General features: G+C 32.9%; 14 protein-coding genes. 5 read left to right on the top strand and 9 right to left on the bottom strand.

The window, feature by feature from the left end; genetic code table 11:
• Positions 1–62: 62 nt before the first annotated feature.
• The 9 genes from ACHRVZ_RS12920 to ACHRVZ_RS12960 form a co-directional block, all read right to left on the bottom strand.
• The gene (locus ACHRVZ_RS12920; RefSeq protein ID WP_395422965.1) at positions 63–1,115 is read right to left on the bottom strand and encodes a type III polyketide synthase; all 1,053 of its coding nucleotides are present in this window, start codon (positions 1,113–1,115) and stop codon (positions 63–65) included.
• The gene (locus ACHRVZ_RS12925) at positions 1,112–1,825 is read right to left on the bottom strand and encodes a methyltransferase domain-containing protein (protein WP_395422966.1); all 714 of its coding nucleotides are present in this window, start codon (positions 1,823–1,825) and stop codon (positions 1,112–1,114) included. Before ACHRVZ_RS12925 ends, ACHRVZ_RS12920 begins: the two co-directional genes overlap by 4 nt.
• Complete coding sequence (locus ACHRVZ_RS12930; RefSeq protein ID WP_395422967.1) at positions 1,826–2,953, bottom strand: NAD(P)/FAD-dependent oxidoreductase; 1,128 nt, start codon at positions 2,951–2,953, stop codon at positions 1,826–1,828.
• 176 nt (positions 2,954–3,129) lie between these two features.
• On the bottom strand, positions 3,130–6,345 hold the full coding sequence (locus ACHRVZ_RS12935) for a TonB-dependent receptor domain-containing protein (RefSeq protein ID WP_395422969.1): 3,216 nt from the start codon (positions 6,343–6,345) through the stop codon (positions 3,130–3,132).
• A gap of 510 nt (positions 6,346–6,855) precedes the next feature.
• Positions 6,856–8,223, bottom strand: a complete 1,368-nt coding sequence (locus ACHRVZ_RS12940; protein WP_395422970.1) for an ATP-binding protein — start codon at positions 8,221–8,223, stop codon at positions 6,856–6,858.
• Entirely contained in the window at positions 8,220–8,906 is a 687-nt protein-coding gene (locus tag ACHRVZ_RS12945) for a response regulator transcription factor (protein WP_395422972.1), read from the bottom strand. Before ACHRVZ_RS12945 ends, ACHRVZ_RS12940 begins: the two co-directional genes overlap by 4 nt.
• Before the next feature lie 31 nt (positions 8,907–8,937).
• Positions 8,938–9,855: a bestrophin family protein gene (locus tag ACHRVZ_RS12950; protein WP_395422974.1), complete on the bottom strand. Its 918-nt coding sequence runs from the start codon at positions 9,853–9,855 to the stop codon at positions 8,938–8,940.
• A 100-nt stretch (positions 9,856–9,955) separates the two neighbouring features.
• Positions 9,956–11,290 (bottom strand): sensor histidine kinase, encoded by a 1,335-nt coding sequence (locus tag ACHRVZ_RS12955; protein WP_395422975.1) that lies wholly within the window; start codon positions 11,288–11,290, stop codon positions 9,956–9,958.
• Position 11,291: 1 nt separating this feature from the next.
• Positions 11,292–12,641 carry a sigma-54-dependent transcriptional regulator gene (locus ACHRVZ_RS12960; RefSeq protein WP_395422976.1) on the bottom strand — a complete coding sequence of 450 codons (1,350 nt, stop codon included), beginning with the start codon at positions 12,639–12,641 and terminating at the stop codon, positions 11,292–11,294.
• A 278-nt stretch (positions 12,642–12,919) separates the two neighbouring features.
• Here ACHRVZ_RS12960 and ACHRVZ_RS12965 point away from each other — a divergent pair, with 278 nt between their 5' ends.
• The 5 genes from ACHRVZ_RS12965 to ACHRVZ_RS12985 all read left to right on the top strand — a co-directional run bounded on the left by ACHRVZ_RS12965 (position 12,920) and on the right by ACHRVZ_RS12985 (position 21,918).
• Positions 12,920–13,633, top strand: a complete 714-nt coding sequence (locus ACHRVZ_RS12965; RefSeq protein ID WP_395422977.1) for an ABC transporter ATP-binding protein — start codon at positions 12,920–12,922, stop codon at positions 13,631–13,633.
• Between the two features lie 4 nt (positions 13,634–13,637).
• The gene (locus ACHRVZ_RS12970) at positions 13,638–16,064 is read left to right on the top strand and encodes an ABC transporter permease (protein ID WP_395422979.1); all 2,427 of its coding nucleotides are present in this window, start codon (positions 13,638–13,640) and stop codon (positions 16,062–16,064) included.
• 1 nt (position 16,065) lies between these two features.
• On the top strand, positions 16,066–18,477 hold the full coding sequence (locus ACHRVZ_RS12975) for an ABC transporter permease (protein ID WP_395422980.1): 2,412 nt from the start codon (positions 16,066–16,068) through the stop codon (positions 18,475–18,477).
• 41 nt (positions 18,478–18,518) lie between these two features.
• Entirely contained in the window at positions 18,519–20,936 is a 2,418-nt protein-coding gene (locus ACHRVZ_RS12980) for an ABC transporter permease (RefSeq protein WP_395422981.1), read from the top strand.
• Between the two features lie 202 nt (positions 20,937–21,138).
• Positions 21,139–21,918 carry a polysaccharide deacetylase family protein gene (locus ACHRVZ_RS12985; RefSeq protein WP_395422983.1) on the top strand — a complete coding sequence of 260 codons (780 nt, stop codon included), beginning with the start codon at positions 21,139–21,141 and terminating at the stop codon, positions 21,916–21,918.
• The last annotated feature ends 48 nt before the right edge of the window (positions 21,919–21,966 follow it).

The following is a 21,966-nucleotide window of genomic DNA, read 5'->3' on the forward strand; positions in this document are numbered from 1 at the left end:
ATTCAAGAGATTTTAATTATTAAAAAAATCCGTATTTATCCGCGTTCTATTTTATCTAATAATTACCATTGCAATAAAACGCGTTGCGCTGAAAATCCCGGGCCAAAACTTAGCATCAATCCTTTTTCTCCCGATTTTGGGTTTCCGTCCATAATACGCTCTAAAACATACAATACAGTTGCACTCGACATATTGCCGTATTGTTTGAGAACTTCTTTAGTATCATCAATATTTTTACCCAATCCTGAAAAAAGAGCTTCGACGGTAGTAATGATCTTTTTTCCACCGGGATGAAATATCATGTGATGTATGTCTTTTATTTCCAGATTGTTTTTTTGTAAAAAGGGGTGAATAATAGTACCAAAGTGCGATGCAATTGTATCAGGAACTTCGATATCCAGCACCATTTGCAAACCGCTATTAGTGAGTTTAAACCCCATCATATGTTCTGCATCATAAAAATGATACATTTGTTCATCAAGTATTTCGGGACCGTTATCTTCTTCATAAGATGATAAAAGACAACAAGCGGCTCCGTCTCCAAAAATTGCTGCACTAACGATATTAGGCATCGAAAAATCATTCAGCTGAAAAGTTGCTGTTGGCGATTCGACAGCTATTACAGCGGCACGTTTACCGGGATTAGCTTTTAAGAAGTTCTTTGCATAAATAATTCCTGATATTCCGGCGGCACAACCCATTTCGGTAACCGGAAGTCGTACAATATCTTGTCTCAATTTCATTTTATTGATAAGATATGCATCTAGGGACGGAATCATAATTCCGGTACAACTTACCGTAATAATATAATCGAGCGTTTGTGGATCCCAGTTGGCTTTAGCAAGTGCTTTTTCTAATACTTGTTCGCCCAGAATAATTACTTCGCGAGTATAAATATCATTTTTATCTTCAAAGGAAGTTGCTGTAAAAACTTCTGCAGGATCCATTATAGAGTAGCGTTTGTCTACAGCGGCACCTTCAAATATTTTTTTTACTTTTTTTATAAAGCGATCGTCTTGTCCGTGCAGCCAAGTTTCCAACATTGGGAGTATGTCGGCTGTTTCACGGGAATATTGGGGTAGTTGCTTAGCAACAGTTACTATTTTTACACTCATTTGTTAGCGATTATCCACTGGTAGCGAAAAGCCCATTTCCAGCTTATGGTATAGTTTTTAAAATTTAGTTTTTTGGAGAATTCTTCTAATTCATTTTTCTTAAATCCTCTCAAAATAGAGACTAATCCATCTTCACGCGACATTTTATTCAAATTAAAAATAAAGCAAATTAATTGAAAAAGACGGTATGCTAATTTACTGCGATGCAAATCGTTAATGATAATGCCAATTTCAGCATTGTTATTAAAGGTAGTGATTATATTTAATATTTGTTCATTGGTAAAATGGTGCAGAGTAAGAGTACATAAAACAATATCGTATTTTAAGGCTTTAAAATCTGCGCTAAAAATGTCTTCACATAAAAACTCAATATTTGAATATTCGCTTGATAATGTTTTGGCATAATTTATTGTAAATGCATTGGCATCTATGCCTACAAGTATAAAATTCAGTTTGTTTTTTTTACCAAAATCCGATAGCATTCGCAGCATATCACCATTGCCACAACCTATATCGGCTATGGTTATGTTTTGAGATCTATTACATTTCTTTAATAATCTTTTGATTCCGTGCAGCGTAAGATTGTTTCCGCCTAGCAATTGATTTATTTGTGCAATTTGATCAAGTGCAACTTTTAATTCTTCTCCATGAAGAGAAAAATCATCCATTATTTCAGTTTCCTGCGTTCTGTATTTTGTGCTTATGATCATTTAATTGATTGCTATAGGTTTACCATGTGTTTGCTTAATTATTCTGCGCAGTATTCCGGGGAATGCTGCTACTATTCCAACGAGTATATTCGTGATGGTTTTATGAGTTAAGATCTGAGCCAGAATTCTGCCCATATATATTCTTTTTCCAAAATGGGTATTCCATTCTTCAGTATATTTTCGTTCTAATAATTCTCTGGACATTTCCTTATTCGAATAGTAATCTAGTATTAATTCGGATGCTATTTTTGCACTGTGAATTGCCATTGCCATACCATTACCACAAAGCGGATGAATAAGTCCGGCAGTATCGCCAATCATTAAAATATGGTTTTCTACAGGCTGCTTCTTATCAAATGATATTTGGCTTATTGTAATAGGCTTATCAAAAAGAAGTGAACTGTTTTCAAAAACCGATTTAAGATGCTTGTTCTTATAAAGTACGTTCTGTTGATAATCTTCAATGTTTTTATATTGTTTGAAAGTACTATAGTCGGCCAAATAACAAATATTTATAATGTTATTCTCCACTTTAGAAACGCCGCAATAACCTCCATTAAAATTGTGCAGTGCTACAAGATCATTATCTAGAGTACCTGAATAATGTGCTTTTACTGCTAACCAAGGTGATTTTTTATTGATGAAATCTCTGTCTAAAACCTGATCAATATTAGAACGTTTACCAAAAGCTCCCAATATTATTTTGGCAGATAAAATTTGATCTGGAAGTGTAACAGTGAAAATATCATTACTTAAAGAAACATTAGTAACAGTTTCTTTAATAATAGAGCAGTTGTTCGTTAATGCTTTTTGATATAAAAAATTATCGAGTGCATAACGGCTAATCCCAAATCCGCCTAAGGGAAGTTTTGCAGTTGCAGCTTTTCCATTAATTGTTGTAAACTCGAATTTAGTGATATTGGTAGGATTGAGTTTTGAAACCTCTACGCCAAGCCATTGTAAGTAAGGCAGAATTTCATTAGAGATATATTCTCCGCAAACTTTATGTCGGGGATAATCTGACTTTTCAATCAGGACTACTTTTAATCCCTTTTGAGACAAATGTATTGCTGATGTCAAACCAGCAAGTCCTCCGCCAATAATCAAAACATCAGGGCTTGTTTCCATGTAACTAATTTAGTTATTAAATCTCAAATAATGCACAGGAGGAGGAAACTAAGTTTATCTCAATAAAATAAAATAAGAACTCAATCGTATTGGATTTTGAGAATAGGTCAAAAAAAAGTCTCCCAGTTTCATAAGGGATGAAACTGGGAGACAATAAAAAAAATAAAACACAATCTTTAGAACGAATATCTCAGTCCAAGCTGTCCTTGGAATCTTGAAGCTAGTTGATCTACAGTATAAGGTGCTGACGTAGGTTTTTGGAAAGTGTAAGTTGGATCGCCAGTAGCAACTCCTCCTATATTTCCTGATTTTGTTAACCCAAGATTCGCTGTTGAATTGTAAGTGTTTGGAACAAAATAACTTCTTCCCCAATCTTTATTGATAAGGTTTCCAATATTTGCCATGCTAAAAGAAATTTGTAATGTACCCACTTTTGTAATTTTGATTTCATCCATTAATTTCAAATCAGCTTGTATGTTCCATGGTGTAGTGTCACCGTTTCTTTCTGTGAATGTTCCTCTTCTGCTTTTCAAATAGTCATTTCCGTTTACAAAAGCTTCGTAATTTGCTACCTGTTGTGCTGCTGTAGCCGATGGTACTCCAGCTGAATTTACTCCAATATATTTAGCAGCTTCTGTTGCATCTTTAAAAACGTAAGCTAATCCTGCTGCTTGTCCTGTTCCTGCAATTGTAGCGTTTACAAATCCCCATGAAAACGGATTTCCTGATTGCGCATTAAAGTATACGTTGGCAGAGAAAGTATTATTATCTGCTACTTTTACAGCATATCCAACATTAGAAACAATTCTGTGTTTGATATTAAAGTTAGAAGTTGCCAATTGAGGATCATTAGGTGTTAATGATTGATTCATTTGAAAGTTACTTTCCATAGAGTTACGAATTCCGTTTGTAACATCTTTAGAATTTCCGTAAGTATATGCTACCATAAAGTTAAGACCAAAATCGTATGTTTTCGTAATCATTTCAGTAATGCTATATCTGTATCCTTTATTAGTGTTTGACAATAAATAAGCATTTGAAAAGGCCGAATTGATATTGGCTGCATAAATTGGCATTTGATGATTGGTGTCGTAAGAGAAATAAGTTGGATTATCTGTCTTATTTACTTGCTGAAATTCAAGATCACGAATCACTTTTGTATAAATACCTTCAGTTGTAAATTTATACCCATTAATGATTTTATCTATAGCAAGAGAGTTTCTTAAAACAGCCGGCATTTTGAATTTATTATCAACTAAATCTGCCTGAACTTTTGGAGTTGCATCGTGATATCCGTTTAAACCGTTTGCTGCCAAAGGATCACCAGCCGCTGCAACTTGTGCAGGAGTAAGGTTGTTTTTGTCATAACTTCCGTAACCAACACCGTCATTGTAATAAGCATATCCTAACCATGCAAACGGAATTCTACCTGTAAATACTCCTGATCCACCTCTTAAAACTAAGGTTTTATCTTCGTCTACATTGTAAGTAAATCCAATTCTTGGAGAAACTAATGCTGTACTAAAGAAGTTGTTTTTGATTTGATTTAAAGGAGTGTATGTATATGTAGTTCCGTAATTTGGATCATTTGGAGAATTTTGTACTTGAGAGCTCAATTTTGGTTTATTTGGCAAGTCAGTATAATCAACTCTAACACCAGGAGTAACTTTTAGTTTATTACCAATTCTAATTTCGTCTTGAACGTAAACGCTATATAAGTTAATTTTGAATTTAGCATATGGATTATTAAAAATTTCATCTCTTGTTGAACCATCAAAAGGGTAAGTTCCACGAACACGAGTAGGAAGTTTATTGAAGAAATCTCCCAAAGATTTGTATGAAACTCTTCCGTTAAGAGCATTTACAAAACCGTAATTAATGTCATAAAATTCGTTGTGTGTACCAAATAATAAAGTATGGTTTCCTGTTTTGTAAGTAACGTTATCAGTGATTTCGGCAGTATTTTGTTTCATATTAAAAACAGTTGCTTCACGATCATTTCCTAAGAAAATTGTTCCGCCATTGTAACCAATTTCTGTTTGGGGAAACATAATGTTGCTTGATTTTGGATCACGATAATCTTTAATTGCTGAGTAACTTGCAATAAATGAATTTGACCATTGGCTGTTAAAATGACTTTTTAGTTCTAGAACAGTACTGCTAGATTGGTTTTTTTGCGTAAAATCCATGCTTGAGAACCTGAAGTTTGCCGCATCACGCTCTAAATTTGAAGCTTGAGAAACTACTGTATTGTTTCTTAACGAAAGAGAATGTTTGTCGTTAATTTTCCAATCTAATTTATTGAAGAATTTTTGACTCTTAGCAAAGTTATTGTACGAACCATAAGTTCCCGGATCAAATCCGTAGTTTGCTTTAACAAAATTCGAAATTTGTTCAGCTGTCGCATTATCTACTAATGAAGTTAGCTTTCCGTCAGAGTTTGTCGACCCGGCATTGTAAAATAAAGGATCAGTCCTCTCAGCATATTCCATATTGGTAAAGAAGAACAATTTGTCTTTTACAATAGGTAATCCTAATCTAAAACCAATTTGATAATCACCAAAAGAGTTTGGCATTTTAGATCCGTCACCCGCATTATTTGGGCCAGTAATGGCGGCATTTCTTCCGTAGCTATAAATAGATCCGCTCACTGTATTTGTACCGCTGCGCGTAACTGCGTTTACACTTCCGCCTAAAAAGTTTCCTAGTTTAATATCATAAGGCGCAATATAAACCTGAATATCCTGTATAGCATCTAAACTGATAGAGTTAGAGCGCGTACTGCTTCCCGGCATTCCTGAAGTTCCTGATTGACCTCCTAATGACGGACTAAAACCAATCGCATCATTGTTAATAGAACCGTCAATCGTTACGTTGTTATATCTAAAGTTGGTACCTGCAAAAGAGTTGTTCGAACTTTGCGGAACTAACTTTGTAACATCTTGTATTCCTCTGTTGATTACCGGTAAACCATTAATTTGTTTTTCGTTAATACCTGTTCCGTTATTCTTAGAGGATGGTTTAGAACTTGTGATAACTACTTCTTCCAAAATATTATTATCGGCTTTGTTTACCACGATTGTTGGCAAATCATTATCACCAAGTGCTAAATGGATTTGTGCATTAGAATAATCTTTAGTGTCCTTGCTTTTAATTTCTAATTCGTAAGGTCCACCAGCATTTAAATTTTCGAAACTAAACCGACCTTGTTTGTCAGTTGTGGCTTTGTAAACTGAGTTTGTAGGTAAATGTGTTAAGGTAACCTGAGCGTCAGTAAGCGGACTTGTACCATCATTAACTTTAGCAGATAAAGATGAGGTTGTAATTTGAGCAAAAATGTTCCCCATAACAAGAAGCATTAAAGCAGAAAAAAAGAGTTTTAGTTTTGTCATGTTGTTATTAGTTTTTATTTGACAAAGAAACTCAGTTTGTTTCGATCAGATTTAACGCTTTTGTTAACTTAAAATCATAAAAATTTTCATTGTTAATTTACAATTACGAATGTGTATTTATTGCAAAGATAGTTTAGCACTTTAAAATCAGTGTTTTGTGTAAGATGTTATAAATAAGTAGATTATGGTTTTGTTTGAAGTAGATTAGAAAAAGATTAGAGTGTTAAGTGAATGTTATCGGAAGGGAAAATCGATAATCTTAGAGATTCATAATCAATCAATAAATAAACAAATTTTGTCATTTCGAACAAAGAGTAAACCCAACAGGTTTTTATTCCGAGGCTTTGGAACTGTCGGGTTTACTTATGTAAACTTTGACTATTTATTTGCGAAGATGAAGTACGACACAAGAAATACCACAAATCTAATTTTAAAGTTGATTAATTCGACTGAGACAAAAATCTGTTTAATCTGCCAAATCTGCGTGAGATAAAAAAACCGTATTATATATTAAGGAAATACTAAAGAAAATGAAGTACCTTTTTCAAGTTCAGAATCTACGACCAAAGTTATATTATGAAGTTTGAATATTTGCATTGTTATAAAAAGCCCTAATCCTTGTCCTTGAATATGACGTGTGCGATCGCTTCTAAAAAAGAGATCAAAAATAGATTTTTTATCATCTTCTGAAATTCCCGGTCCCTTATCTGTGATTTTTAAGAGAAGTTTTCCCTCTTTTGAAAAAGCAAAAATTTCTACTGGCGCAGGAGATGAAAATTTAATTGCATTATCTAAAATATTATAGAGAGCAATAAAAAGCATGTGCTTATTCGCGTAAACAGACAGTGACTCTTCATGATTGGCAATCGCGTCAAAATTGACAGAAACCTTAGATTCAGGATATTCAATCGCTTTCTTTTCGAGAACATTCCATAATATTTCGTCTATTCTGACGGTATCCATTTGCTGAGGTTCTGAAAGTTGAAGTCCGGATAATACCAAAAGGCCTTCTAAAGTAGATTTTAAATGTAACGCATCTTTTTTTAGTGATTTTAGAATTTCTTCGTATTGTTCGTTTGTTCGAGGCTGTTGTAACGATACATCAATATCTCCAATAATAATAGTAAGAGGTGTTTTTAGTTCGTGCGAAGCATTTTTTAGAAAGTTGTTCTGAATCATGATTCCACTTTCAAGCCTTTCTAAAAGATAATTAAACGTTGTTATAAGTTCTTTAATCTCATCTTTTCCGCTTGTCTGCGGAACTTCTAATCTCGAATGAAGATTTTGAGTTGTTATCGTGTTTACCTTGGCTATAACCTCTTCAAAAGGACGAAAAGTTTGTTTGGATAAAAAAGTTCCTAAGAAAAAATTTAAAGCTATTCCAACCAAATAAAAAAGAATAAACATTAAACCAAGTGCCTCCAGTTGTTTGTTGCCAGTATGATCGATTCCCGAAACAACAATGATAAAATCGCCTTGATTGTCTTTGTAAAAAAGACCAACAAACTGTCTGTTGTCTAAGGTAAAATGAAGGATCTTGTTTTTTGTTATCGCATCTAGATAATGTTTACTTAATTTAATATCAACATTGTCACGTATATAAAGTTTTTTTGTTTTAGCATCGTAAACGCGTATCGACTCGTTATTAATTCTATTGTATTGAATTTCAATTTGACGATATCGTTCATTGTTAATTTCCTTAATCTCGTCTTTTTCAAAATAAAAAAGAGCAGTTATCATGGCATGATCTTCAAGATTATCAAAATAAAGATCTTTCATATGACTTCTAAAAAGAAGGAAAGCACCGGCCATAAGAAGTCCAACTGTAAAAGCAAAAAGCAGTGTCGAATTTAAAGACAACTTATTCTTTAGATTCATGACTCTTTATTTTTGAGCATATATCCGGTTCCTTTTATGGTATGAATAAGCGGAGTAGGGAAGTTCTTGTCTATTTTATTTCTCAAATAATTAATATAAACATCTACCGTATTCGATGTTGTATCAAAATCAATATTCCAAACCGCTTGCGCAATAGATATTCGGGATAAAGCCTTCTCGCGATTTTTCATAAAAAAGATCAAAAGTTTCAGTTCCCGGGACGAAAGGTTGAGTTCTTTTCCGTCTCGCGATGCACTTTGCTCTTTCATATTAATTTCGACACCTGCATACGACTGAAAATCAAGAATTCCGTTACTAAATTCTGCACGGCGCAACTGTGCATTTATTCTGGCCAGTAACTCTTCAAACAAGAAAGGTTTGGCCAAGTAATCGTCGGCTCCGGCTTGCAACCCTTTTATTTTTTCATGTGGCGTATCGAGCGCACTCAGAATAAGTATCGGAACAATAATTTTTCGGCTTCTTAAAAGCTCACAAACTTCAAATCCGGTAATATCAGGAAGCATAATATCGAGAATAATAATACTATATTCATTCTCCATAACCTCTTTAATCGCTTCAAAACCTTTTGTAATGGTTTTGACTTCATATAGATTTTCCTCAAGTCCTCTCGTAATAAAAGAAGCGACCCTTGGATCGTCTTCAACCAGCAATACTTTATTCATAACCAAATATAATTGAAGTGTTTATCATAAATTAAGTAATACAATAATCAGAAGTTTTATTGACTGGAGTTACTTTTTTACCATTTATTTCCTGTAATGTATTTTCAATCATTTGAGACATCGCATCAAGAGCAAGATCGTTGGGCTGTAAACCAAACGGATTTTCTAATTCATCTGCAATTGCTTCGAGAGCCACAAAAGTATAGGCAATAAATACTATTATAAACGGAGTAATCCAGCCCATTGTTTCAACAAAACCAAAAGACAATAAGAAACAATAAATGTAAACTGTTCGATGTAATAATACACTATAGGTATAGGGTATTGGCGTGCTGGCGATTCTTTCGCATCCGCCTACAATATCAGAGAGTTTGTTGAGGTTATCCTCAAAAGCCAATTGTGTAACACTGTCTATTTTATTTTCTAATTTTGTATTCTTCACCCAAATACCCAATTCCCGCAGGATAATTATGGGTTTATATTGTACTTCTTTGAGTTGTTCTACTAATTCTTTTGGTAACAATCGATTCAAATCCTGATCAGGATTAGTTTCTCTAAGTTGATGTTTTAGGCTGTATACAAATGCTGTGAGCAGGTTAATGAAGTTCGCACGTTTATCATTATAATCAGGATCATTGATCAGTGTGATACTTTGTCGGGCAAGAGATCGGGTGTCATTAAGCAATGCGCCCCAAAGTTTTCTGCCTTCCCAAAAACGATCATAACTTACGCTGTTTCTAAATCCCAGAAATATAGCCAGTGCAATCCCGAAAAGCGTAAAAATAGCAGGATTGATATGTAAATCATATTGTATTAAATAGGACTTAAAATAGACAACTGAAAACGAAAATAACAACAATAACAAAAGTCTCGGAAGAAGTTGGGGTAAAACAGAACCTCTCCATTCAAAAAGCATTTTAAACCAGGTGTTCTTTTTCTTTATAATCATTGGGAGTGATCAAATTTGATGATATAAAAGTAATTAAAAGTATTACCTCACGCAATAAATGAATTGAAAATACCAATGATTTTTCTCAGAAAACAACAAATTAATCTTCAAGAAGGCAAATCTCAAAAATAGTCTTTTCGTTTTCGCGTTTATAAGTAATATAACCGCCGTGGGCTTCAATAATATTTTTAGATAAAGTTAATCCAATTCCGGCACCTTCAGTTCTGGTGGTGAAAAACGGAAGAAATATTTTATTTTCGATTTCAGTTTCAATTCCATTTCCGCTATCTGTAATTTTGATGAAAGTTCTGTTTTCTTTGGCTTCCGCCGAAATTAGAATCTTTTTTTCGGCAGTATCTTTCACGGCATAAATACAATTTGTTAGAAGATTGATCAAAACCTGTTCTATTTGCTGCGGGTCGACATCGATGTATCTTTTGAATGAAATCGCATTTACAACTTCAATCTGATTTTCTCTAAACAGCGGATTCATTATTTCTATCGCAATATCGATGAGGTGATGAAGTTCTAATTTTTCCTTTTTTGGAGAAGGAAGCATGGCTAGTTTTCGATAACCTTCGACAAATTTTTGCAAATGATTGCTTCGTCTCAACATTGTTTCGACACTATTTTTTACATCTTCTAAATCTTCTGCAGACAACGAATCCTGTTCTACCAAATCCTGTAAGTTTTGGCAAATAGAACGAATTGGTGTTATCGAATTTAAAAGTTCATGCGAAATCACTTTCATCAAATTTACCCAGGCATCCTTCTCTTTTTTTTCTACTACATTTTGAATCGAATCGAGTAAAACAATAAAATAATCTTTTTCGAAAATCTCTGTCCTTGAAGCCTGCAAAACAAAAGTTTGCATATTTTGCTCGTTGATACGAATTTCTACAGCTGTTTTTATTTCCTGAAAGTTACCTTCTTCAATAATCTCACATAACGAAGGCAGTTGGTTTTTCAAGTACTTCCATTTTGAAACTTTAGGCACATTAAAATGGCTCGAAAAATAATCGTTCATCAAAAAGATATCCCAGTCTTCTTCTTGTTTTTGCAAAATGATAATTCCGGTTTCAATATTATTTAAAATAGAGCGGTAAATAATATCTTTTGAAATTTCCTCGTTTTGCTTGTTTTTTAGGTTGTCGTACAAAAGAAATAAATCATCGTAACTCTTGTTGAATTTGTGTTTGGTAAAATCTGATGTAAAATCATTTTGCAGAATCGACGCAATCGTTTTGTCATAAAGCATAACGAAATTACGAACATAAAAATACATTTCGCGAATGAGAAGAAAAACAAAAAAAAGACCAAATACTGCTGTGAAAATCAATCCTATTTTAAAAAAATAGATAGAAATTTCGATCATCACAACAATAGCAATTAATCTTAGAAATAAAAGTTTGTATGTTTTGAGTGCTTTAAACATATTAATTGATGCTAATATTATATTTCTCTAAACGTCGGTATAACGAACCTCTTGACAAACCAAGTTCTTCGGCAGTTTTACTGATGTTATTATTGTTTTTCAGCAAAGCTTTTTCAACAGCAGCTTTTTCAACAGATGAAAGCTGAATATCATCCGGATTTTCTTCATAAGCTGTTATTGTTTCTAAATCTAAATCAGAAACTGTGATTTTATTGTTTTCGCAAAGAATAACGGCTCGTTCAATTTTATTCTCCATTTCTCGGATGTTTCCATTCCAGGCATGTTTTTCAATTTGTTCTAAAACTTTTTTATCGAAAGTAATTTGATCTCTGCCGTATTTTTGAATCATTTTATCTAATAGATATTCGGCCAACGGTATTTTATCTTCATTTCGTTCGCGAAGAGGAGGTAATACTATTTCCATCGTATTAATACGATAATACAAATCTTCTCTGAAACTTTTATCAGCAACTTCCAATTTCAGATTCAAATTGGTTGCAGTAATAATACGAACATTTAAAGGTCTCGCCTTTGTTTCACCTAATCGTGTTACTGTTTTTGTTTGAATAACCTGCAAAAGTTTTGATTGTAAATGCAGCGGAACATTACCAATTTCATCTAAAAATATAGTTCCGTTTTGAGCCATTTCAAAACGTCCCGGCGTGTCTATTTTGGCATCCGTAAAAGCACCTTTGGCATAACCAAATAATTCACTTTCGAAAATATTCGAATTTAAAGAGCCTAAATCGACGGCAACAAAAGGACTGTTTTTTCTTTCAGACTGGCTAAAAATATGATGAGCCAACACAAATTTTCCCGTTCCGTTTTCTCCTAGAATTAGAACGTTTGCGTCGGTTTTGGCCACTTTGTCCGCCAGAGAATAGGCTTTTTTTATAATTTCCGAAGAGCCAACAAAAAAGTCATTTTCTATTTCAATATGCTTCGCTTTCTTTTGTTCTTTACGAGATTTATCAACAGCTTGTTTTACAGATTCCAGTAGTTTTATATTTTCCCATGGCTTCAAAATATAATCAAAAGCGCCAGATTTTAATCCTTCGACAGCCGTTTCTACTTTTCCAAAAGCCGTCATTAAAATCACAACCGTTTTTGGCGAAAGCGTTTTTATTTCTTTTAATAAATACAAACCTTCTCTTCCGTCTTCAAAACCAATTCTGTAATTCATATCGAGCAAAACAACATCGATGTTTTTTTTCGACAATAAATCGACAATATTTTTTGGATTATTGAGCGTATAAATCTCTTCAAAATACTTTTTAAGGAACACTTTTGATGCAAAAAGGATGTCTTCCTGATCATCGATGATTAATATTGAGGCATTTGTCTTTTTCATTTTTGTTCGGTTTTGGACGAAAGCTGTCCGATAATGGACACTTTAAATTTCTTTATAAAAATAAAAATGTAAAAATAAGGCAGTTACACTTTTTAAGTTTTTGGCACGAAAATCACATTATGGTTAGTAAATCATCAAACATGAATCTTATTATTGCTGGTAAAAGTAACAAAAATACATATCTAACAACGATATTGTTAATTATCTTCGTTTCTAGATAAGTTTCTTTTCCATCGGTAATAAAAATTATTAAAAACATCAATCTAAAAACAACAATTATGATCAAAATTGAAAAACTTTCGAAAGTATTTAGAACCGAAGAAATAGAAACTAATGCTTTAAGCGAAATTTCCTTAACCGTAAAAGAGGGCGATTTTATATCGATTATGGGACCATCCGGAAGCGGAAAGTCAACTTTATTAAATATCATTGGATTATTAGACAGTGCTTCTGGTGGAAGTTATCAGTTGCTTGGCCAGGAAATGGTTGGAACAAAAGAGAAAGCAAAATCAAAAGCAAGAAAAGAAAACATTGGATTCATTTTTCAGAATTTTAATTTGATTGACGAATTATCGGTTTTTGACAATATCGAATTGCCTTTGATTTACAATAATGTTTCATCATCAGAAAGAAAGAAAAAAGTAGAGGAAATTGCAAATATATTAGGTATTTCGCATCGTTTGAAACATTTTCCACAACAACTTTCAGGAGGTCAGCAACAGCGTGTAGCGGTGGCTAGGGCTTTAATTAATGACCCGAAAATTATTCTTGCCGATGAGCCTACAGGAAATCTGGACAGTAAAAACGGAAATGAAGTAATGGAGCTATTGACGGATCTTCATGCTAGTGGATCTACAATTTTAATGGTGACGCACTCTGATTATGATGCTTCGTTTTCGCAAAAAACAATTTTAATGAAAGATGGAGTTATCCTTTCGGAAAAATTAAACAATAAAAATGTTGACGTTTTTGCAGCAAACTTAAATAATTAAGATCATGCTAAAAAACTGGATTAATATATTTATATACCACATCAAAAACAATAAGTTCTTTACGGCGCTTAATGTTTTGGGTTTGAGTATTGGAATCGCAGGATTAATTTTTGCGATTTTGTATTGGAACGAAGAACATTCGTACGACAAATGGAATCCTGATAAAGACAGAATCTTTTTACTGGTAAACCAAATGGATGAAACTAGATTTTGGGCATCAAGTTCTTCTCCTGCTGGTGCAGCTATAAAAGAGAAAACACCAGAAGTAGAGGATTATTGTTATTTGACAGGTGACTATACCAATGAAATTATTAGGTTTAGAGACAAAAAAATACAGTCGGATAAAATTGTAAGCGCTCAGAAAAATTTCTTCACGTTTTTTCCTTTTGATTTTGTCGAGGGAAATAGAGCAAAAGCATTGCCGGACGAAAACAGCATTTGCTTATCTGAAGATTTGGCTTTGAAAATTTTTGGAAACGAAAGCGCTTTGGGTAAAGAAGTCGTTTTACAAAATAAAAAATTACTGGTAAGAGGCGTTTATAAATTAGACAAAAAATCGTCTTACAATCCGTCGTGTGTAGTAAATTTTGTTGATTATGGTTTAAGAGAAACGTTAGGGCAGTGGGGGAATTTTCAGCTTGTTTTATTAATTAAAGCTCGTAATGCCAATGCGACTTCTGATATAATTAGAAATCTTGATAAGCTATATTATACGAATCTTACCGTGCGTTTTGCAAAATTCAACGGAATGTCTCCAGAAGAATATGTAAAAAAATATGGTGTTCCTAAACCGCATTTAGAGTCGTTAGCTTCTCTTCGTCTGCATACTAAAACGGGTGGTTTAGTCGAAGGTAGAGGGAATTATCAATTTCTATTGATAATGCTTGGCTTATCTATTTTAATACTAATTCTTTCGATTGTGAATTACATCAATTCGGCGACTGCCAATGCCATTAAAAGAGCAAAAGAAGTTGGAGTTCGTAAAATTATTGGAGCATCAAAAGGTAATATCATTCAGCAGTTTGTTTTTGAAACGGTATTAATAGTATTGTTTGCCATTTTAATAGCGCTTGTAATTGTAGAGTTATCATTGCCTTATTATAATAATTTTTTAGAAAAAACATTAACGATAGAAGGCAGTCAGTTCTACTTGCAACTTATAATCATATTTTTTGTAACTGTAGGTGTTGCAGGAATTATTCCGGCAGTTTATGTTTCTAATTTTGAGGTTTTACAAGTTCTAAAAGGGAATTTCGGCCGCAGTAAAAGAGGTATTTGGCTGCGCAACGGAATGTTGATTCTTCAATTTACGATAGCTTCATTTTTCACTATTGGTTCGTATATCGTGTACAGTCAAATTGAGCACATGAACAAGAAGGATTTAGGTTTTAAAGCCAGTAACATTCTTGATATTTCGTACCGAAATACCTATAATGACAATGATGAAAAAATTAAAGTAAACAGGTTCAATCAATATTTATTGATTAAGAATGAATTGGCGCATATTAAAGGCGTTAAAAAAGTAGCCGGAAGCGGATTCGTTTTTGGTGGCGGTGTTTCGACTACAAGCTATCTATACAAAGATACTGAGGTAGATGGTAACAATATTGTAGTAGATTTTGGCTTTTTGGAAATGCTGAATATTAAAATGGCAAAAGGGAGATATTTAAGTCCAAAGTTTGCTCAGGATACCATAAGTTCAATGCTAATTAATGAAACGGCTTTAAAACAATTAAATGAAAAAGATCCTATAGGTAAAGTAATAAAATGGGGAGACAAAGATGTTACAATTGTTGGAGTTGTAAAAGATTTTAACCTTGGAAATCCAGGAGATCCAATTCCTCCAATGTCATTTTTTCATTTCAAAACATTTCCTTGGTTTGCAAATTCGTTAAACAATATTTATGTTGACGTAGATGCTGCGAACACAGAACAAACGTTGGCTGATATCGAAAAATTTTGGACCAAAAATGTCGATCAGGATTATCCGTTTACTTATGATTTTGTCGAAAAAGAATACAGCAGATCATACAGTAATTACATTAAACAAAAGAATCTGTTTTCATTATTGAATATAATTGTAATTATAATTGCACTCTTTGGTTTGTTTTCATTGGCTTCATTTTCTATCGAAAGAAGAATGAAAGAAATCGCGATTAGAAAAACACTGGGAGCAGAGACGAATACGTTATTACAAGAACTTTCTAAACAGTACGTATTGCATTGTATTATAGGGTTTTTGCTGGCTTTGTTTCCTACTTATTATTTTCTAAGCAAATGGCTGGAAAACTTTTCATACAGAATCAGTATTTCTATTTATCCGTTTTTAATAGGATTTACAGCGTTACTGATATTAACACTATTGGTTGTACTTTCAAGAGCATATCAGGCCACTAAAATTGATATTTTAAAATATTTAAAATACGAATAAGATGCTGAAAAATTGGATCAACATATTTGTATACCATATCAAAAACAACAAATTCTTTACGGCTTTGAATGTTTTGGGTTTGAGTATTGGAATTGCAGGATTAATTTTTGCGACGTTGTATTGGAACGAAGAGCATTCGTATGATAAATGGAATCCTGATAAAGACAAGATTTATTCTGTTATGAACGATATTGGAGGCGGTAATATTTGGACTGTAAATCCAACAACGACAGCTCCATTACTAAAAATGATTTCGCCAGACCTTGATAGTTATTGTTATACGCAATGTTTGTACACCAAAGAAACTGTCGCTTATAAAGGTAAAAGGGAATTATTCGATAAGATTTACACCGCACAAAGTAATTTTTTTACTTTTTTTCCTTACGAATTTATTCATGGTAACGGAAAAACAGCTCTAAAGGATATTAATAGTATTGCCTTGTCTGAAAAAACAGCTTTTAGATTGTTTGGGAACGAAAATCCGATGGGCAAACAAGTACGATTTCTGAGTAAGTTATTTGTAGTTAGGGGCGTATATCGATTAAATCAAACTTCATCTGTAATGCCGGACTTGGTTACTACTATTATTGAAGAAGATTTAGAAAAGGATCGTGGAAAGTGGAGTTATGATTATGGCTTGATGATTAAGCTAAAGAATCAAGGCAATCCTGATGCTATAGTAAAAGATCTTGACCATATATTTATTGAAAAATGTTTAAAAGTATCTGCAAAGGAGGAAGGATTAACGGTAAAAGAGTACATAAAAACGTACGGTGAACCCGTTAAGGCAAGTTTACTTTCATTACCAAATACAAGAATGCATATGGGTAATGATCCTTTTCCGGAAGGAAGCGGAAACTTGAGATTCTTGCAGATTTTGATGGGATTGTCTGTGCTAATCTTAGTACTTTCGATAGTTAACTATATCAATTTGGCTACAGCCAATGCAGTAAAAAGAGCCAAGGAAGTAGGAATAAGAAAAATTGTTGGTGCAGGAAAAAGGCAAATTATAGCACAATTTGTCTTTGAAACTGCGATGATCACACTTTTCTCTCTTTTACTCGCGCTGGTAATCGTTGAGCTTTCATTGCCATTTTATAATTCGCTGTTAGCTAAAAATCTTATGCTTGAAGGAGCTCAGTTTTATTTGCAGTTAGTGGTAATTTTTATAATTGTCATTATTGTATCGGGAGTTTTACCTGCCATTTACGTATCAAATTTTGAACCATTAAAAGTATTAAAAGGAAATTTCTCCCGCAGTAAAAACGGAATATGGCTAAGAAATGGAATGCTGGTTTTGCAATTTGCAATCACTACTTTTTTTATCATTGGTTCGTTTATCGTAAACAGGCAGGTAAAATATATGATCGATAAAGATTTAGGATTTAAAGGTTCGCAAATTATCGATGTAATTTTTAAACCTAAAGAAGGAAAAGATCAATATGCGAGATATAAAGTAATTAAGGAGCAAGCACTCAAAATTAAAGGAGTTGAAGCTGTTTCTGCAGGATTATTTTCAATTGGAACTAACGAAAACACCTGGGATAGTTATTCATACAAAAATAATAAAGGAATGCTAATTCAGCGAATGGGAGTTGATTTTGGTGTATTAGATATGCTTGGAATTAAAATCGTAAAAGGAAGAGATTTAAGCGAACAGTTTTCCTCAGATACCGTTACAAATGTTTTATTAAATGAAAGAGCTGTAAAAGTAATGCAGGAGAAAAACCCAATAGATAAAACCATCAATTGGAAAGGTAAAGATTACAAGGTGGTAGGAGTTGTAAAAGACTTTAATTATTTTGGATTGGAAAGTCAAATTAGTCCTATGATTTTTGTTCACTTGACGATGAAGGGAATTAATAAACAAGAATTGCACAATATATCTTTTAAAATTGCGCCAGAGGAAATGTCTAAAACGATCGCTGATCTGGATAAACTTTGGAGAACTAAAGTAGATTCTGAATATCCTTTTGAATACAATTTTGTAGATAAAAATTACGCTAGAAACTATCAAAAGTATGAGAGTCAAAGAGATCTGTTTTCTTTATTAAATGTGATCGTAATTCTGATTGCCGTTTTCGGATTATTTGCTTTGGCTTCTTTTTCAATGGAACGAAGATTTCGTGAAATCGCCATTAGAAAAACTTTAGGTGCCGAGACAAATGTTTTATTAAAAGAATTGTCAAAGCAATATGTAGCTTTCTGCTTTATTGGTTTTACTATCGGAATAATTCCGGCTTATCTTTTATTGCGAAAATGGCTTGAAGATTTTGCTTTCAGAATCGACATTCCGCTGCTTCCTTTTCTTGTGGCACTTGTATTCTTATTGTTTTTAACCTTAACAATTGTTTTGGCAAAAGCTTATCAGGTTACCAAAATCGATGTTTTAAAATACCTCAAATATGAATAAAAGATTTAATATCTTTTTTCAATTAACCATTAACTAAAACCATGATACTAAACTATATTAATATATTTATTTACCAGTTAAAGCACAATAAACTGTTTTCTTTTCTTAATATTCTAGGATTGTCAATAGGAATTTCAGGATTGATTTTTGCCTTGCTGTATTGGAACGACGAGCAGAGTTACAACGAATGGAATCCTGAAAAAGATAATGTTTATCAGGTTTTGGTTAAACTAAGCGATATGCCGGCTCTGTCAGATTGTGCCTTATTCCTGAAACCGACTTTAGACCAAGATCCAAATGTCAAATCTATACTATATGCTGATAGCTGGTATCAAAAGGATAAAATTATTTACAAAGGAAAAAAGGAGTTTGTAGATAAAATTATCAATGTCGAACAAAATTTCTTTTCTTTTTTCCCTTTCAAAATTATTAAGGGCGATGCAATTTCAGCTATAAAAGATGATGCGAGTATTGCTATTTCAGATGTTACGGCTAAAAGGATTTTTGGAAATGAAAACCCTATTGGAAAACAAATAAAATGTTTTGACCAGCTGTTTTCTGTAAGGGCCGTGTATCATATTCCAGGAAATTCTTCGATTGCGCCAAATGTCATCATCAATAAAATGAAACAATATACAACTTCGGGATTGACTGGTCCGTTTGTTTTAAAGTTATTGTTAAAAATAAAAGACCCATCAAAAGTGGATCTTACAAGACAAAAACTCGAAAGAATTTACAACAACGATTTTATTGCGATAATTGCCAAAGAAGCAGGTTTTACAGTCGCAGTTATGACTAAAAAAGTAGGTCATTTTACAGTTATTCTTGAACCTTTATCAAAAGCCAGATTACATTCGATAATAGATGGTTATCCTGAAACACGAGGAAATTATCAGTTTTTAATAATCATGATGGGGCTGTCTCTTTTGATTCTCGTTTTGTCGATTGTTAATTACATCAATCTCGCAACTGCTAATGCTGTAAAGCGGGCGAAAGAAGTTGGAGTTCGTAAAATTTCGGGTGCATCAAAAGGCGATATTATTAGTCAGTTTCTTTTTGAAACAGTTTTAACCACGACTTTTTCTATTTTACTGGCGCTAGTAATTGTAGAGTTGACTTTGCCGTATTACAACAACTTTTTAAACAAAAACATTGTACTTCTTGCCAGTCAGTTTTACATACAATTGATATTGATTTTTATCATTACAATTTTAACTGCTGGATTATTTCCGGCCATTTATATATCCAATTTCGAAACTTTTAAAGTTTTGAAAGGAAATTTCGAAAGAAGCAAAAATGGTATCTGGCTGCGCAACGGAATGCTTATTTTTCAGTTTGCCATTGCGGCCTTTTTTATTATTGGCTCAAATATCGTATACCAGCAAATTAAATATTTACAGAATAAAGATCTGGGTTTTAAGGGCGATCAGGTAATTTCGGTTTCTTTAAATTTTCCATCGGTTGATTACCAAGGAGAAAATGCAGCCAAAAATATTTACAACAAATACAACATCATAAAACAGCAGCTCAGCAAAATTAAAGGCGTCGAACAAATCTCTACAGGGCTTATTACGTTTGATGGTTCAGACAATTCTATATCGGGGGTTTTATATAATGATGAACTTTTTAAACAACGCGTTATCCCTTTAGATTTTGGCATGTTTGAAATGTTGAACATCAAAATAATTAAGGGAAGAAATTTTGATAGAAAACTGGCTTCAGATACTATAAATTCTGTGATCATAAACGAAAGCGCATTAAAATTAATGAATCTTAAAGATCCTATTGGCAAGGAACTTGTAATTCGAGAGCATAAAGTAAAAATAATTGGTATTGTTCAGGATTTCAACTTATTAAGTCCTGAAGTAGAAGTGCCGCCAATTGCTTTTTACAATATCAAAATGTTTGGTATGACGCAGAATATTAACAAAGTTTATGCAAAACTAAAATCAGACGATCTTGGAAACACTATTGCGAACATAGAAAAATTATGGTCGAAAGTCGATACCGAATATCCGTTTAAATATGATTTCGTAGATAAAGAATATGCAAGAACTTATGAAACTTATACGAAGCAAAAAAACTTGTTTTCGCTTTTGAATATTGTTGTAATCGCAATTGCGCTTTTTGGTTTATTAGCTTTGGCATCGTATTCTATACAAAGGCGAATGAAAGAAATCGCGATAAGAAAAACTCTTGGAGCCGATACAAAAGTTTTGCTGATAGAATTATCGAAACAATATGTTTTGTATTGTATAATAGGCTTTTTAATAGCCGTATTTCCTGTTTATTATCTATTGAACAAATGGTTGGAAAACTTCGCTTTTAGAATAGATGTTTCGCTATTTCCGTTTATTATAGGATTCATTGTGCTATTGTTTTTGACATTATTAATTGTATTGTCCAGAGCGTATGCGGCAACAAAATCAGATGTTTTAAGGTATCTGAAATATGAATAGATTTTGAAAAAAACAAAACCTCCAAGATGATTTTATTTTGGAGGTTTTTGCTTTTATAGAAAATTAGGTTATTTTATGTAATGAAATTTTAAATGTAAATTTTGACTAATAAAATAAATTGTAGTACTCAGGAAATATGTATCTTTAAATTCAATACTATCTTATTAATTTGAAACGTAATTCTTTAAAAGAGAAATAATACATGAAGATAATTTTTACTAAAATATTATTGTTTTTAATGCTCCTGACTTTTTTATCATGCGAAACTAAAAAGCAAAAAGCAGAACCAAAACCTTATAAAGCCGGAGTAATTTTATCTTTTGATGATGCTTATGTAGACGAATGGTACGAAGCGGATCAAGCTTTGAAAAAGTACGGATGGAAAGCTACTTTTAATGTTTGCAGAATTGATTCGATTGGCGAGCCTGAAATTAAAAAGTTGCTTCAAATGCAAAAAGAAGGTCACGAAATTGCCGGACATGGTTATCATCATTACAATGCCGTTAAGTTTGTAAAAAAACACGGAATCGATGCTTATATGAATCAGGAAATCTATCCGATGATAACTTCGATGAAGAATAAAGGGTTTAACGTTACTTCATTTGCGTATCCATACGGAATGCGATCTGATGCTCTTGATCATGCATTATCAAATAAATTTAAAATTATCAGGGGAAGAGCTTTTGGAGGTGAAATTCCTGAAAAACAAGACAGTTACTTTAATAACTCAAAAATTGTATTTGCATTTGATATCGACAATAGTCACATTCATTTTAGTATTCCATACGTTTTAGAGTTACTGGATTATGCAAAAAAGCACAATAGAATTTTACTTTTATGCGGTCACAGACCCGTTAAAAATGTAACAAAAAATTACGAAGTAAAAATCGAAACTTTAGAGTTTGTTTGTAAATACATGAAGCTTAATGATTTGAAATTCTACACTTTAAATGACCTTGACGATTTAATTCCGCAAAAGTAATAATGCTTTGAAAACTAATTTAAAGGAGCTTTTTTGTTGTAGAGTATC

This window comes from Flavobacterium sp. FlaQc-57 (assembly GCF_044007395.1).
Taxonomy (GTDB): domain Bacteria; phylum Bacteroidota; class Bacteroidia; order Flavobacteriales; family Flavobacteriaceae; genus Flavobacterium.

What these genes read in the sequence shown, in the direction of transcription:
- ACHRVZ_RS12980 (WP_395422981.1), top strand. Translation starts at nt 18,519, where the DNA reads ATGATACTAAACTATATTAATATATTTATTTACCAGTTAAAGCACAAT.
- ACHRVZ_RS12970 (WP_395422979.1), top strand. Translation starts at nt 13,638, where the DNA reads ATGCTAAAAAACTGGATTAATATATTTATATACCACATCAAAAACAAT.
- ACHRVZ_RS12925 (WP_395422966.1), bottom strand. Translation starts at nt 1,825, where the DNA reads ATGATCATAAGCACAAAATACAGAACGCAGGAAACTGAAATAATGGAT.
- ACHRVZ_RS12940 (WP_395422970.1), bottom strand. Translation starts at nt 8,223, where the DNA reads ATGAATCTAAAGAATAAGTTGTCTTTAAATTCGACACTGCTTTTTGCT.
- ACHRVZ_RS12935 (WP_395422969.1), bottom strand. Translation starts at nt 6,345, where the DNA reads ATGACAAAACTAAAACTCTTTTTTTCTGCTTTAATGCTTCTTGTTATG.
- ACHRVZ_RS12960 (WP_395422976.1), bottom strand. Translation starts at nt 12,641, where the DNA reads ATGAAAAAGACAAATGCCTCAATATTAATCATCGATGATCAGGAAGAC.
- ACHRVZ_RS12975 (WP_395422980.1), top strand. Translation starts at nt 16,066, where the DNA reads ATGCTGAAAAATTGGATCAACATATTTGTATACCATATCAAAAACAAC.
- ACHRVZ_RS12920 (WP_395422965.1), bottom strand. Translation starts at nt 1,115, where the DNA reads ATGAGTGTAAAAATAGTAACTGTTGCTAAGCAACTACCCCAATATTCC.
- ACHRVZ_RS12985 (WP_395422983.1), top strand. Translation starts at nt 21,139, where the DNA reads ATGAAGATAATTTTTACTAAAATATTATTGTTTTTAATGCTCCTGACT.
- ACHRVZ_RS12945 (WP_395422972.1), bottom strand. Translation starts at nt 8,906, where the DNA reads ATGAATAAAGTATTGCTGGTTGAAGACGATCCAAGGGTCGCTTCTTTT.
- ACHRVZ_RS12965 (WP_395422977.1), top strand. Translation starts at nt 12,920, where the DNA reads ATGATCAAAATTGAAAAACTTTCGAAAGTATTTAGAACCGAAGAAATA.
- ACHRVZ_RS12930 (WP_395422967.1), bottom strand. Translation starts at nt 2,953, where the DNA reads ATGGAAACAAGCCCTGATGTTTTGATTATTGGCGGAGGACTTGCTGGT.
- ACHRVZ_RS12955 (WP_395422975.1), bottom strand. Translation starts at nt 11,290, where the DNA reads ATGTTTAAAGCACTCAAAACATACAAACTTTTATTTCTAAGATTAATT.
- ACHRVZ_RS12950 (WP_395422974.1), bottom strand. Translation starts at nt 9,855, where the DNA reads ATGATTATAAAGAAAAAGAACACCTGGTTTAAAATGCTTTTTGAATGG.